At 67.4% G+C, this 13,833-nt stretch carries 11 protein-coding genes; 8 read left to right on the top strand and 3 right to left on the bottom strand.

Annotated features, from left to right (window positions below; all coding sequences use genetic code 11):
* The first annotated feature begins 71 nt into the window (after positions 1 to 71).
* Positions 72 to 1,937, top strand: coding sequence for a sigma-54-dependent Fis family transcriptional regulator (locus ACE3RX_RS13355; protein WP_374484419.1), 1,866 nt, complete (start codon positions 72 to 74; stop codon positions 1,935 to 1,937).
* Between the two features lie 32 nt (positions 1,938 to 1,969).
* Positions 1,970 to 2,380, top strand: a complete 411-nt coding sequence (locus ACE3RX_RS13350) for a hypothetical protein (RefSeq protein WP_374484417.1) — start codon at positions 1,970 to 1,972, stop codon at positions 2,378 to 2,380.
* A gap of 87 nt (positions 2,381 to 2,467) precedes the next feature.
* Here ACE3RX_RS13350 and ACE3RX_RS13345 read toward each other — a convergent pair whose 3' ends face one another.
* Both ACE3RX_RS13345 and ACE3RX_RS13340 read right to left on the bottom strand, forming a co-directional pair.
* Positions 2,468 to 2,848 carry a c-type cytochrome gene (locus tag ACE3RX_RS13345; protein WP_374484415.1) on the bottom strand — a complete coding sequence of 127 codons (381 nt, stop codon included), beginning with the start codon at positions 2,846 to 2,848 and terminating at the stop codon, positions 2,468 to 2,470.
* Between the two features lie 124 nt (positions 2,849 to 2,972).
* The gene (locus ACE3RX_RS13340; RefSeq protein WP_374484413.1) at positions 2,973 to 4,268 is read right to left on the bottom strand and encodes a sensor histidine kinase; all 1,296 of its coding nucleotides are present in this window, start codon (positions 4,266 to 4,268) and stop codon (positions 2,973 to 2,975) included.
* A gap of 133 nt (positions 4,269 to 4,401) precedes the next feature.
* Here ACE3RX_RS13340 and ACE3RX_RS13335 point away from each other — a divergent pair, with 133 nt between their 5' ends.
* Together ACE3RX_RS13335 and ACE3RX_RS13330 are read left to right on the top strand one after the other, a co-directional pair.
* Entirely contained in the window at positions 4,402 to 4,932 is a 531-nt protein-coding gene (locus tag ACE3RX_RS13335) for a GNAT family N-acetyltransferase (protein WP_374484411.1), read from the top strand.
* A gap of 19 nt (positions 4,933 to 4,951) precedes the next feature.
* Positions 4,952 to 7,291: a fatty acid cis/trans isomerase gene (locus ACE3RX_RS13330; protein ID WP_374484409.1), complete on the top strand. Its 2,340-nt coding sequence runs from the start codon at positions 4,952 to 4,954 to the stop codon at positions 7,289 to 7,291.
* A 73-nt stretch (positions 7,292 to 7,364) separates the two neighbouring features.
* Here ACE3RX_RS13330 and ACE3RX_RS13325 read toward each other — a convergent pair whose 3' ends face one another.
* Positions 7,365 to 7,940, bottom strand: a complete 576-nt coding sequence (locus tag ACE3RX_RS13325; RefSeq protein WP_374484407.1) for a hypothetical protein — start codon at positions 7,938 to 7,940, stop codon at positions 7,365 to 7,367.
* A gap of 281 nt (positions 7,941 to 8,221) precedes the next feature.
* On the opposite strand from ACE3RX_RS13325, the gene ACE3RX_RS13320 reads away from it, so the two are divergent.
* From ACE3RX_RS13320 to ACE3RX_RS13305, 4 genes are all read left to right on the top strand, one after another.
* A complete protein-coding gene (locus ACE3RX_RS13320; protein ID WP_374484405.1) occupies positions 8,222 to 9,142 on the top strand; it encodes a bestrophin family protein in 921 nt (306 codons plus the stop codon).
* Between the two features lie 95 nt (positions 9,143 to 9,237).
* A complete protein-coding gene (locus ACE3RX_RS13315) occupies positions 9,238 to 10,356 on the top strand; it encodes an efflux RND transporter periplasmic adaptor subunit (RefSeq protein ID WP_374484403.1) in 1,119 nt (372 codons plus the stop codon).
* Between the two features lie 4 nt (positions 10,357 to 10,360).
* Positions 10,361 to 13,447 (top strand): efflux RND transporter permease subunit, encoded by a 3,087-nt coding sequence (locus ACE3RX_RS13310; protein WP_374484401.1) that lies wholly within the window; start codon positions 10,361 to 10,363, stop codon positions 13,445 to 13,447.
* Complete coding sequence (locus tag ACE3RX_RS13305; protein ID WP_374484399.1) at positions 13,444 to 13,764, top strand: DUF3240 family protein; 321 nt, start codon at positions 13,444 to 13,446, stop codon at positions 13,762 to 13,764. Before ACE3RX_RS13310 ends, ACE3RX_RS13305 begins: the two co-directional genes overlap by 4 nt.
* Positions 13,765 to 13,833 lie beyond the last annotated feature (69 nt).

Here is a 13,833-nt window from a genome sequence, read left to right as displayed (position 1 = left end):
AAAAACCCGGCTCGACTGACGTGCACGACAGCCACTTTCTGGGTAGGTATGTTTCGTGCTATTCAGCACTTGTGAATAATCAGGACCCTCCCTCCTCTCTCCCGCTCGAGGCCATCCGGCGCTCCTGGGAACGCTGCGCGGCCGACGGCCTGCGCCCGACCGAGCGCCTGCCGGCCACCAGCCAGCAAGGCAACCTGGCCGATCGCCTGGAGGCCAATGCCCGGCTGGTCGCCTATGCCCAGCCGATCATGGAGCACCTGCACCAGCAGATCGCCCACTCCTCATCGACGATCCTGCTTGCCGACGACTCGGGAGTCATCCTGCGTTCGGTGGGCGACTCCGACTTCCTGGAGCGGGCCGCCCGCGTGTCCCTGAAGCCGGGACATTCCTGGGCCGAGTCGGTGATGGGCACCAACGCGATCGGCACCGCCCTGGCCGAACAACGCCCAGTAGCGGTGATGGGAGACCAGCATTACCTCGAGCGCAACAAGTTCCTCGCCTGCGTCGCGACGCCGATCCACGCCCCCACCGGCGGCGTGCTCGGCATCCTGGATGTATCGAGCAACCTGCAGATCACCCAGACCCACGCCCAGGCCCTGCTGCAGACCACTGCGGAGATCATCGAGAACCGCCTGATCGAGACCGTCAATGACGCCGCCGTGCTGGTCCGCTTCCATTACCAGCTGGAAGCATTGGCCTCGCCCCTCGAAGGACTGGCGGTATTCGATGAAGCGGGCGCGCTGCTGGCGTGCAACCGCCGCGCCGAGCGCCTGCTCGGCCTGGCCGACACCCGGCGCAACGAGAAACCCCCTTTCTGGGACCTGTTCGACACCCGCTGGAATGCCGTGCTCGACCACGCCCTGCAGACCAGCGCCCATCCCATCCGCCTGCGCAGCCGCCAGGGGCAAGAGTTTGCCGCCCGCATCCTGTTGACCAACATGCAGCGCATGCGCCCGATCAGCACCCAGGAACCGCTGGCAAGCGCCACACCGGCGACGCCCCTCGGCCCTACCCTCGACGAGCTCGATCTCGGCGACAAGACGGTCAGCCACGCCATCCGGCGCGCCCGGCGTATCCTCGGGCTGGACATCCCGCTGCTGATTCAGGGCGAAACCGGCTCCGGCAAGGAAGTCTTCGCTCAGGCTTTCCACGCCAGCGGGCAGCGCCGCAACGGTCCCTTCGTGGCGATCAACTGCGCGGCCATCCCGGCCAACCTGATCGAGGCCGAGCTGTTCGGCTACACGGCCGGCGCCTACACCGGCGCCCGTGGCGAGGGCGCGCGCGGCAAGCTGCGCGAGGCCCACCAGGGCACCCTGTTCCTCGACGAAATCGGCGACATGCCGCTCAAGCTGCAGGCAGTCCTGCTGCGCGTCCTCGAAACGCGCCGCGTCACGCCGCTCGGCGGCGGCCCGGAGGAAGAGATCGACCTGTCCCTGGTCTGCGCCAGCCACCGATCGCTGAAAGCCCTGTGCGAAAGCGGCGACTTCCGTCCCGACCTGTATTTCCGACTGTCAGCGATGAGCCTGTCGCTGCCGCCCCTGCGGGAGCGCAGCGACATCGAAGCGCTGGCCAGGCGCATCCTGCAGGACGAATCGCCGCGGCGGCCGGTGCGCCTGTCGGCGGCAGCCCTCGACCTGATCCGCCACCACCCGTGGCCGGGCAACATCCGCCAGTTGAAAAACGCCCTGCGCCTTGCGGTGGCCATGCTGGGGCCGGACGAGGACACCCTGAGTCCGGAACACCTGCCCCACGACTTGGTGGAGGATCCGGACACGCCGGCCCCACGCCCTGCCGCCCAGAGCCTGCGCGCCGCCGAAGGACGATTGGTGGAAAGCACCGTGGCGCGCCACAACGGCAATATCTCGGCGGCAGCGCGGGAGCTCGGCATCACCCGCACGACCCTCTATCGCAAGCTGCGACAATTGTCCGCCTCGTGATCCGACACGCCCCGGCGTGGGATACTTAGAGTTTGCGATTCCTGTCCAAGGCCGTGTCCGTTTCCAACAAAACCCTGCCATGCCTGGCTGCAGCCCTTTTCCTGGCTGCCAGCCTGGGCGCCTGCACGTCTTCACCCAGCCCCCTACCGGACCAGCTCTCGGCCGAATTCCAGCCGGGCCTTTCCCTCGACGACGCCCGCAAGAAGCTGGCCGCCCACGGCACCACCTTCTCGGAGAAGACGGCATCCGAGTGCCAGACCCTCGTCGAGCGCAGCCCGAATGTGTCACAGCTTCCGCCTCAGGGCGGCCCTTGCCTATTCGGCAAGATTCCCCTGTCCCGCAGCTGGTACGGCGGCAAAAGCGACGTGATCCTGCAGTTGGTCTTCGCAGCCGACGGCCGGCTTGTGGACGGACACTTCGAGCAAATCGACAGCCTGCTCTAACCCCAAAAAGGCGAACCCCGGACGGGGGGGACGTCCGGGGTTCTGGGTACTGCATCCTTCACGGCCGCAGCCGTGCGTATTGCCGGCTTACTTCGGCGCCAGGGTCAGGATCCACTTCACCAGTTTCTTGGCGTCGGCTTCCTTGATGGCAACCTTGTTGGGCGGCATGGCCAGACCGCTGACCTTGTCCTTCCAGTGGCTGCCGTAGGGGTTGGAGCCCTCCAGCACCACTCGGGTCAGGAAGGTGTCAGCACCCGGCTTGCCCTTGTAGGCCTTGGCCACGTCCTGCCAGGCCGGGCCGATCGGGGCCATGCCGTTGGGGCCGGGCGTGCCGGACTCGATGGCGTGACAGGTCAGGCAGCCGCTCTTGCCGGCCAGCGCCTTCATGTCCTCATCCACCGCGGCGTTGGCAGCCGTGGCGACCAGGGCCAGGCCCGCCAGCAGCGCCGTCTTGCGTAAGGCGTTCATCTTGTTTCTCCTTGGCTAAAAAAAGTCTCCACGCCGCCCGTTCGGCAGCCTGAAAACGTCGCCCGCGTCCGCCCTTTGGCGCAACGCAGGCGGGATCCCGGAATGATTTCGGGAAACATGGGCCTCAAGCCTGCGCCAACGGCAGCGGCAGACTGAGGCGAACCTGCAGACCGCCGCCGGGCGCGTCGGTGAGCCAGCACTTCCCACCGGCCATCTCGGCACGCTCGCGCATGCCAAGCAAGCCGCCGCGGGAACGCGGCACCACCTCTTCAGCCTTGCCGACGCCATTGTCGGCCACGGTCAGTTCCAGCGCCTCGCCACGAGTCCGCAGGGACAGGCGCACCCGGCTCGCCACACTGTGGCGCAGCACGTTGGTCAGAGCCTCCTGCAGCGTGCGGTAAAGCGCCAGTCCGGCATGGGGCGGCAAAGGCGGGAGCGATGGCGGAAACTCCGCCTCGATGCCGATCTCCGGCACGCGCCCACGCCAGCCGCGCACGAGGTCATTGAGTGCGTCGACCATCTGCAGGCCTTCCAGGCCATGAGGCCGCAGCTGGGACAGCAGGTTGCGCACCTGGGCCAACATCCCGTTGGTCTGACTACGGATGTCGCCGGCAATGGCCGCCAACTGCGCCGGCTCAGCCCGGCCAGCCTGGCGCTCAATGTAGGCGGCAGACACGTTGACCGCCGTCAGCGCCTGACCAAGCTCGTCATGGAGTTCCCGGGCGAGCTCCCTGCGCTCGCTCTCCTGCAGCTCCAGTAGCTGCCGGGCAAGCAGCTGGCGCGCCGCCCGCGACTCGGCCAGCTCGCCAGACAGGGTTTCGATGGCCTGGGCGATGCTGGCGAACTCCTTCAACTGGAATGGCGGCAGGCGCACCTGCTCCTCGCCGCGCCCCAGGCGGGCCAACCCGTGTTCGAGCAAGCGGACCGGCTTCAGAGCGCGGTGAGCCGCTACCCACGCCACCACGGCCATGCCGAGGCAGAACACCACCAGCGTCGCCATGTTGCGCATACCGTCGCGCAGCACTTCATGGATTTCGGCACGGGGGTCGGCCCGGATCACCAGCACTTCATCCCCAAGCGGGATGCGGCGTTCATGGATCACCCGCCCGTCCAGCAAATAATCGGCAAGGGTCGCCAGTAAGCCCGTTGGCACAGCCCGCCCCCCTTGCTCCAAATTGGAGCGCTCCATGGACACCGCAACGTGTCGCAACTGACCACCCGCCAGCAGCTCCCGCAGTTGGGCCGCGCGTTGTTCAGGCGCACTTCCGACGGCAAGGATTACGTCCGCCAGGCGGGTCGAGGCTTCCATTTCCTCGCCCACGTCCTGCTGCAGGGCCAGCCCGACCCACGCCACGGCCGCCACGGACAGGGCCAGCGCAAAGCCGAGCACATAGCCAAAAAGTCTCCAGCGCAAATCCATTTGCGTCTCCTTATATTCCCTTTGGAGTAGGAAACAGCAAGGCATGTGCCAGTTACCACCGGTGACACAGGCTGCAACACGGGCGCGGGGGATCGGAGATAATCGGGGGCCCTCCGACCGTCCAGCCCAGCTCTTGACCCGACTATTCATCCGTCCTGCCCACAGGGGCGATCTGGACGCCATCCTGCAGATCCAGGCCCGCTGCTACACGGCCATCATCCCCGAATCACCACGTGCGATGGATGCCAAGCTGGTGGCCGCGCCGGACAGTTGTTTCGTCGCCTGCCTGGGCGACGATGCGCCCGTCGCCTACCTGTTGTCCCTGCCCTGGCGCTTCGACGATCCCCCGCACCTGGACGAGCAGAGCTGCCAACCGCCGGTCGATGCCGACACCCTACATCTGCACGACCTGGCGGTGACCCCGGAGGCCCGTGGCAGCGGAGCTGCCGGTGCCCTCGTTGCGGCCTTCATGACAGCCCTGGCAGCCAGCCGCCTCGGGCGCGCCAGCCTGATCGCCATCCAGGGCTCGGCCGGCTGGTGGGCCCGCCACGCCTTCGCCCCGGTCACCATGACACCTGAGCTGGCCGAACACCTGGCCAGCTATGGCTCCGACGCGTGCTACATGAGCCTGCAGCGGCCCGCCCGCATCCAGCTCTCATACTAGATTAGATCCCCGGTAACCCATGCGCGCCCTTCTCGGCCTTGCCCTGCTGGTCCTCGCCGGCTGTTCCACCGTGGTCGCCAAGGTCCAGCTCGATCACGAGCTGGGCCGTCCGGACCCGGCCCGCTACGATGCCCCCGCAGTACCCATCGCGCCGGCCCCTGACTACTGGCAGCAGGTCCGGCCCATCCTGGACCGCCGCTGCGTGAGCTGCCACGCCTGCTACGACGCCCCCTGCCAGCTCAAACTGACCCGCTATGACGGCATCACCCGCGGCGCCAACCCGGACCCGGTGTATGCCAACGCCCGCCTGCTGGCGGCCAGCCCGGCCCGCCTTGGCTTCGACGCCCGAAATACCGTGGAATGGCGTAACAAGGGCTTCCACCCGATCCTCAACGAACGCGCCGCCACCCCCACCGCCAACCGCGAGGCCAGCGTGCTGTACCGCATCCTGGCCCTCAAGCAGCAGAACCCTGGCCCGAGCACGGGCCCTCTGCCAGACGAGCGCTTCGACTTCGCCCTCGATCGCAGCCAGAGCTGCGCCAAGGTGGAGAGCATGGACAGCTTCGTCGCAGAACATCCGGAATGGGGCATGCCCTACGGTCTGCCGGCCCTCAGCCAGAAGGACCACGATATCCTCACCCACTGGATCGAGGCCGGCGCGCCCTACACACCACGCCCGGCGCCGCTCCCGGCGGTACAGGCCCGTGTCGCGGCATGGGAGCGCCTGCTCAACGGCAACACCCTGCGGGACCAACTGGCAGCCCGCTACATCTATGAGCACTGGTACGTGGGCCAGCTATATTTCGAGGAGCAGCCTGACTACCGATTCGAACTGGTCCGCAGCCGCAGCGCGCCCGGCCAGCCCATCGACGTGATCGCGACCCGCCGCCCCTATGACGCGCCTGGCGTCGAGCGGGTGTATTACCGCCTGCGCCCGCTAGAGGAAACCCTGGTCGCCAAAACCCATATGCCGTTGGCCCTCGACCCGGCGCGCATGGGGCGCCTGCGCAAGTGGTTCTTCGATGCACCGATCGCCGTGGACCAGCTGCCCGACTATTCGCCCAAGACCGCGACGAACCCCTTCGCCGCTTTCCGCGCCTTGCCGGTGGATGCCCGCTACCGCTTCATGCTCGACGACGCCCAGTTCACGCTGACCGGCTTCATGAAAGGTCCGGTATGCCGCGGCCAGGTCGCCCTCAACGTCATCACCGACCACTTCTGGGTGCTGTTCTATTCGCCGGAGAGCGAAGCCAATCACCAGATCCAGGGCCTCCTCGATGCCACCCAGCCGAATCTGCGCCTGCCCGCCGAGGACGACAGCAGCACCGGCATCCTGGCCTGGCGCCGCTACGCCCAAGCCGAGAAGGCCTATCTGCGCACCAAGGCCGACTTCATGGCACGCAGCCCGCGGCTGCAGCCGCGGCTGGCCGAGCTGTGGAACGGCGACGGCCACAACCCCACCGCCGGCCTGACGGTGTTCCGCCACTTCGACAGCGCCTCGGTGATCCGCGGCCTGGCCGGCGAGCGGCCGCAAACCGCAATGCTGCTCGGTTACCCACTGCTGGAGCGGATGCACTACCTGCTGGTCGCCGGCTTCGACGTCTATGGCAACACCGGCCACCAGCTGGCAACCCGTCTCTACATGGACTTCCTGCGCATGGAGGGGGAAGAGAACTTTCTGACCCTATTGCCCCTGAAGGACCGCCAGAAGGTGCTCAACCACTGGTACCGGGGCAAGCCCGAGCATGTGCGGGACTTCGCCGATGCGGCCACCTATTACCCGGGCGAGACCGGCATGCGCTACCGCAGCACGGACACCCTCAGCGAGCTATACCGTAACGTCGCCCAGTACCTGCGGCCGGTACGGGAAAAGCAGCTCGACCTGGTGGTAAACGGCTTCAACCCCGAGCAGGTCACCCAACTGCGCGCCCTCGCCACAGTGGCCGGCAGGCCCGCGTCCCGGATGCCCGAGCACGCCCTGCTGGTGCTGACGAACCCGGATGGCAGCCTCCACGTGGTGTCGGTGCTGCGCAACAGCGCCCACAGCAACGTCGCCGAACTGTTCCGCGAGGATGCCCGCCGCCTTCCCGACGAGGACACCCTGAGCGTCCTCGATGGGGTCGTCGGCGCCTACCCCAACGTAATCTTCCAGCTCGACGCCGACGAACTGCCGCGCTTCGTGCGCGCGGTCCAGACCCTCGCCAGCGACGAGGATGTGCAGCGCCTCACCCAGCGCTTCGCAATCCGCCGCACCGACTCGCGCTTCTGGTCGGTCAGCGATGCCATCCATGCCCACTGGCACCAGGTCGCCCCACGGGAAGCGGCGATCCTCGACTACAGCCGGCTCGAGAACCGTTGAAGCCCGCACTCAGGCTGGCCCCAAAAGACAACGCCCCGCAAGCGGGGCGCCGGTCATCTTCAAAATCGCGCAATCAGGGCAGACAGATCTTGCCCAGTACCGGCACGGTCTGGCCAATGCTGTTGCCGATCACCGTCAGGCTGCCGGTCACCTTGGCGTAGGCACCTCTGTTGTCGCTGCCAGTGATGATGATCTGTTCGCTCACCGCAGCCGGCTGCCCCATCTGCCCCGCCGCATCGAAAGTAGGCTGGATCACCACGACGTCGTTGCTGTACAGCGTGGTCTGGCTGCTCCCCCTGCCGAGCGTAATCGCGCTGCGGGCGGTTTGGACGATCTGGCGCGGAACCATCGGACTGGCATCGGACGGAATGACAGCCGGCGAGGCGGTGCCGACCCCGTTCGCGCCAACCAGCGCCTCGGAAGTCACCCCCGCATAGCCGGTGCCCGTCGGCAGCCCGATGAGGGACAAATGGACATTGAAGCAGCTACCGATGTACGTCGGCCCCGGAATCTTCGACGCGATCTGACAGGTGGCGTCGGGCACGAGCCGAACCGAGCCGGCCACCTGGCTACAGGCGGCACCCGCCGTTCCGGCAGCCATGCCGATAGCAATAGAAACAAGAATCTTGGGGGTAATTCGACGCATCATGACGGGCAGACCTCCTATGTAGATCAAGAACATTCGCATTAGGACAACGTCAACACATCATGCCTATCGCAAGTTCTTATTTCACGGATGCCAGGCAGATAAGCGTGACGGATTTCACACTCACAGGCAGTCGTCGTCGGCAAACGACGTCGCGTCCGGCAGCCGGCGGATGGAAAGGCAGGGCTTGCAAACACGGCTTGTGCAATGCAGCATTCGCACCTCCATCAAGTTAGGCCGCCCTCCACCGATATGAGTCCACTTCGCGACTTGTCCGCCCTGCCATGATCGTTCGCCCCCGCCCGCGCCTGCGGGAACTCTTCTTCATCTGGAAGGGTTCCATCATCCCGCTGATCCTGCCCCAGGTGATCTTCGTCACCGTGATCGCCGCCATCGTCACGCTGATCGCGGCCCTCACCGGGCCGCGCTTCCCGGATTTCGCCACCGGCCCCTTCACCTTCCTCGGCCTGTCCCTGTCGCTATTTCTCGGCTTCCGCAACAACGCCTGCTATGACCGTTGGTGGGAGGCCCGCAAGCACTACGGCAACCTGCTGGTGGTGATGCGCAGCCTGGCCCGCGACAGCCAGCTGCTCGACGGCGATGACGCCGGTCGGGCCCAGCGCCAGGACGTGCTGCGCCTTTGCACCGCCTTCACCAAAGCCCTCACCGCCCGCCTGCGCGACCGTCCGGTGGCCGCAGCCGCCAACGCGGAACTGAGTGTCGACGAGCTCGCCACGGTCAGCGCCAGCCGCAATGTGCCAGACAGCATCCTGCGCCTCCTCACCGGGCAGTTGCTCGACGCCCACCGGCACGGTCGTCTGGACTCGATCACCTACACCGCCCTGGCCGAACACGTTAACCAGCTCACCGCCATCCAGGGCGCCTGCGAGCGCATCCGCTACACCGCGCTGCCCTTCGCCTACACCCTGCTGCTGCACCGCACCGCGCACCTTTACTGCGTGCTGCTACCGATCGGCATGGTCCATTCACTGGGCTGGGCAACCCCGCTGATGACCGCCCTGGTGGCCTATACCTTCTTCGGACTGGATGCCCTCGGCGACGAACTGGAGGAGCCTTTCGGCACGGCCCAGAACGACCTGCCCCTTGATGCGATCACCCGTATCATCGAAATCGACCTGGGCGAGTACCGTGGCCTGAAAACATTGCCGGAGCCGCTGCAGGCGCAGGACTTCCTGTTGCTGTGAGGCACCACGCCAAAGCCTGCCCGCCTTGGGCAGGCTTAAGCCGCGCTTAAGCAGCCTGGGCGATAATGAAGACCATGCCTCGTGCCGGAGTCTCCATGTCGCCCTCGCCTTCCGCTGCCCACCCCCTGTCCCTGTCGATCAAGGCCAGCCTGCTGGCTGCCCTGCTGTCCAGCCTTCCATACGACGGCGCCCGGGCCGCCGATACCAACTTCGTCGCGCTAACCCCGGCCCAGAGCCAGGCCCTCGGCATCGGCACACGCAAGGCCGGCAGCAACGGGAACCCCGCAGCGGCCGGCCTTCCGGCCAGCGTCAGCATTCCCAACAACCAGGTCCGGGTCATTGCCGCGCCGCTGGCCGGCGTCGTCGAGAGCCTGGAGACCGCCCCCGGCCTGACGGTTAAGAAGGGCCAGGTGCTGGCCCGCATCGCCAGCCCCCAGGCCCTTGAACTCCAGCGCGACCGCATTCAGGCCGACGCCCAGGCCAGCCTCGCCCGCCAGAGTCTCAACCGGGACGAACAGCTGTTCCGCGAAGGCCTGATCGCCGAATCCCGCCTGCAGGCCAGCCGCGCCAACGCCACCCAGGCCGCTGCCCAGGCTGCCGAGCGCCGCCAGGAACTGAGCCTCGCCCAACACAGCGGCGGGCAGACCCTCAGCCTCGTCGCACCGATTGCCGGCAGCGTGCTGGAACAACAAGTCAGCGTCGGCCAGCGTGTCGAGCAATCCGCACCGCTGTACCGCATTGCCCGCCTCGATCCCCTGTCGGTAGAGATCCAGGCCCCCCTCGCAGTGGCAGCCCGGGCCCGCGTCGGCACACCGCTGCGCATCCCCGCCGCCGGCGCCAGCGGCGAACTGGTGGCGGTCGGCCGCGCCGTCGATGCGGTCAGCCAGAGCGTGCTGCTGCGCGGCCTGATCACCCGCGGTGCGCAGAACCTGCGCCCCGGCCAGGCCACCGCCGTGGATCTCGACCTGCCAGCCGATGCCGGCGCTGCCGGTGTGCAGGTGCCGGCAGCGGCAGTGCTGCGCCACCAGGACAAGCAGTGGGTCTTCATCGCCGCCAGCGACGGCAAGGCCACCGGCTACCGCGCCGTGCCGATCACCATCAGCGGCCGGGTCGGCGATGCCGCGCTGATCAGCGGCCTGCCGGCAGACGCGGCGGTGGTCACCACCGGCGTTGCCGCGCTGAAAGCCAACTGGCTCGGCATCGGGAAAGAATAAGAACATGCTGTCCCGCCTCATCGAGTTCTCCCTGACCCAGCGCCTGCTGGTGCTGGTCGCCACTTTGCTGCTGATCGGCGCCGGCGTGCAGGCCTGGAACGGCCTGCCCATCGACGCCTTCCCCGATGTATCGACGACCCAGGTCAAGCTGATCATCAAGGCCCCGGGCATGACGCCGGAAGAGGTCGAGACCCGGATCACCGTGCCCATCGAGCAGGAAATGCTGGGCATTCCGCACCAGCGCATCCTGCGCTCCACTTCCAAGTACGCGTTGGCCGACGTGACCCTCGATTTCGAGGACGGCACCGACATCTACTGGGCCCGCCAGCAGGTCGGCGAACGCCTGGCCGGCGTAATGGGCAACCTGCCGCCGGGCGCAAGCGGTGGCCTCGCACCGATCACCACGCCTCTCGGCGAGATGTTCATGTTCACCATCGAAGGGCCGATCTCCCTCGAAGAGAAGCGCACCCTGCTCGACTGGACGATCCGCCCGGCCCTGCGCACGGTGCCCGGCGTGGCTGACGTGAACAGCCTCGGCGGCGAGGCCCGCAGCTTCGAGATCGCCCCCGACCCGGCGGCCCTTGCCGCCCGCGGCCTGACGCTGGCCCAGTTGCAGGCTGCGCTGGAAGCCAACAACCGCAACGACGGCGCCGGCCGTCTCAGCGAAGGCGAGGAAACCCTGCTGGTGCGTGCCGAAGGCGCCATCCGCAACCTGGACGACGTGCGCGCCATCGTGCTGAAGAGCGACGGCGGCAACGTGGTCCGCGTCGGCGACGTAGCCGCGGTACGCATCGGCGCGCTGACCCGCTACGGCGCAGTCACCCGCAGCGGCGAGGGCGAGGCGGTCGAAGGCCTGGTCCTCGGCCTGCGCGGCGCCAATGCCGGCAAGGTGGTGGACGGTGTCAAGGCGCGCCTAGCCGAACTCGCGCCACAACTGCCACCGGACGTGAAAGTCGTGCCCTTCTACGACCGCAGCGAGCTGGTCGGCCGTGCCGTGCATACGGTGTCGAAGGCGCTGATGGAAGCCATCGTGCTGGTGCTGGTGCTGCTGCTGGCCTTCCTCGGCAACCTGCGTGCCGCGCTGGTGGTGGCGCTGATGCTGCCGCTGGCAGCGCTGGCCACCTTTATCGCCATGCGCCAGGTGGGCCTGTCGGCCAACCTGATGAGCCTCGGCGGTCTGGCCATCGCCATCGGCATGCTGGTGGACGCCGCGGTGGTGGTGGTCGAGAACATCGAGACCCATTTCGGCGAAGGCGGCGCCGCCAGCCGCCAGCCGCTGCTCCACCTGGTCTTCCGCGCCACCCGGGAAGTCGCCGCGCCGGTCGCCTCGGGCATCCTCATCATCGTCATCGTGTTTCTGCCGCTGCTGACGCTGGAGGGCCTCGAAGGCAAGCTGTTCGGCCCTGTGGCGACGACCATCGTGTTTGCGCTGTCGGCCTCGCTGCTGCTGTCGCTGACCGTCGTACCGGTGCTGGCATCCTACCTGCTGAAGCGCGGCGAGGCCCATGAGCCCTGGCTGATCCGCAAGCTGCAGGCGGCCTACGCGCCGCTGCTGCAATTCGCGCTGGCCCGCGCCAAGCTGGTCGCCGCGGTGGCCGGCGTTTCGCTGCTGGTGGCTGCCGGTGCCTTCGTCACCCTCGGCAAGACCTTCATGCCGACAATGGACGAAGGCGACATCATCATGCAGCTCGAAAAGCTGCCCTCGATCAGCCTGGCCCAGACCATCGACACCGACCTGCGCGTTCAGCGGGCCGTGCTCAAGGCAGTACCGGAAGTGAAGGCCGTGGTGGCGCGCTCGGGCGCTGACGAACTGGGCCTCGACCCGATGGGCCTCAACCAGACCGACACCTTCCTCGTCCTCAAGCCCCGCGATGAATGGCGCAAGCCGGACAAGGACTGGCTGACCGACCAGCTGCGGGCCGTGATGGAGAACTTCCCCGGCATCGCGCTGACCTTCACCCAGCCCATCGACATGCGCGTGTCGGAGATGCTGACCGGCGTGCGCGGCGACCTGGCCATCAAGCTTTACGGCCCGGACCTGAACACCCTCAACCACCTCGCCGCGCAGATCGAAGGCGTCGTGAAGGCTGTGCCCGGCGCCGAGGACACCGTCACCATCCGCAACGAGGGCGTGCAATACCTGAAGATCCAGGTGGACCGCCTGGCCGCCGGTCGCTTCGGCCTCAACGTGGAGGACGTGCAGAACACCCTGCGCAGCCTGCTCGAAGGGCGCATCGCGGGTACCGTGATCGAATCCACCCGCCGCGTGCCGCTGCTGATCCGCGGCCCGGCCAACCTGCAGAACGATCCGGAGGCCTTCGCCGCACTGCGCGTCACCACACCGGACGGCCACAGCCTGCCGCTATCCAGCATTGCCAAGGTCGAGCGGGTGGACGGTCCGGTCAAGGTGGATCGGGAGAATGCCCAGCGTTACTCGGTGATCCAATCCAACGTGCGTGGCCGCGACCTGGTTGGCTTCGTAGAGGAAGCCCGCGCCGCAGTGGCCGCCAAGGTGCCGCTACCCAACGGCTACCGCCTCGCCTGGGGCGGGCAGTTCGAGAACCAGCAGCGTGCCGCCGCCCGCCTGATCGTGGTGGTGCCGATCGCCCTCGGGCTGATCTTCGTGCTGCTGTTCTCCACTTTCGGCTCCGTGCGCCAGGCGCTGCTGGTGCTGTCGATGGTGCCTTTCGCGATGGTCGGCGGGGTGCTCGCGCTGGCAGTATCCGGCGAATACATGTCGGTACCCGCCTCGGTGGGCTTCATCGCCCTGCTCGGCATCGCAGTGCTCAATGGGGTGGTGATGGTCAGCTATTTCAACCAGCTCCACGCCCGCGGCATGCCCATCGCCGAAGTCGTCGTGGAAGGCGCCAAGCGCCGTCTGCGCCCGGTGCTGATGACCGCCAACATTGCCGCCCTCGGCCTGGTGCCACTGCTGTTCGCCACCGGCCCGGGTTCCGAGGTCCAGCGTCCGCTGGCCGTCGTGGTGATCGGCGGGCTGGTCAGCGCCACCGCCCTGACGCTGCTGCTGCTCCCCGTCCTGTACCGCCGTTTCGGCATCGCCCCCGTCGCCCCCGAGGTTGCAAGTCAATGATCGTCGATACCCCATCCCATGTCGTGCTGACCCTGGTGTTGCCCATCGAGGTGGAAGACGCGCTGCTTGAAACCCTGCTCGAACACCCGACGCTGGCGCCGGGCTTCACGTCCCAGCGCGTCGAAGGCCAGGGCCAGCGGGTCACCTTCATCGGCACTGCCGAGCACGTGCGTGGCCGCGCCGCCTGCTGCCGGGTCGAGCTGGTCGCCCCGCTCGGCGACGCACAGGCCCTGCTCGACATCCTGCGCGAACGCTTCGGCACCAACCGGGTGTTTTTCTGGATGGTTCCGGTCATGGCCAGCGGGAGGCTCGCATGAAGCAGCACACGCATTGTTCTCCCGAGGCGGCCACTGCACCCATGGGGACGACTTCATTCGCCCAACGCC

It is taken from the genome of Zoogloea sp. (genome assembly GCF_041914405.1).
Classification (GTDB): domain Bacteria; phylum Pseudomonadota; class Gammaproteobacteria; order Burkholderiales; family Rhodocyclaceae; genus Zoogloea.
This window is presented reverse-complemented; position numbering and strand designations above follow the sequence as displayed.

Coding starts and splice junctions, on each gene's coding strand:
- ACE3RX_RS13340 (WP_374484413.1), bottom strand. CDS start 4,268: ATGGATTTGCGCTGGAGACTTTTTGGCTATGTGCTCGGCTTTGCGCTG.
- ACE3RX_RS13320 (WP_374484405.1), top strand. CDS start 8,222: ATGATCGTTCGCCCCCGCCCGCGCCTGCGGGAACTCTTCTTCATCTGG.
- ACE3RX_RS13330 (WP_374484409.1), top strand. CDS start 4,952: ATGCGCGCCCTTCTCGGCCTTGCCCTGCTGGTCCTCGCCGGCTGTTCC.
- ACE3RX_RS13310 (WP_374484401.1), top strand. CDS start 10,361: ATGCTGTCCCGCCTCATCGAGTTCTCCCTGACCCAGCGCCTGCTGGTG.
- ACE3RX_RS13345 (WP_374484415.1), bottom strand. CDS start 2,848: ATGAACGCCTTACGCAAGACGGCGCTGCTGGCGGGCCTGGCCCTGGTC.
- ACE3RX_RS13305 (WP_374484399.1), top strand. CDS start 13,444: ATGATCGTCGATACCCCATCCCATGTCGTGCTGACCCTGGTGTTGCCC.
- ACE3RX_RS13315 (WP_374484403.1), top strand. CDS start 9,238: ATGTCGCCCTCGCCTTCCGCTGCCCACCCCCTGTCCCTGTCGATCAAG.
- ACE3RX_RS13325 (WP_374484407.1), bottom strand. CDS start 7,940: ATGATGCGTCGAATTACCCCCAAGATTCTTGTTTCTATTGCTATCGGC.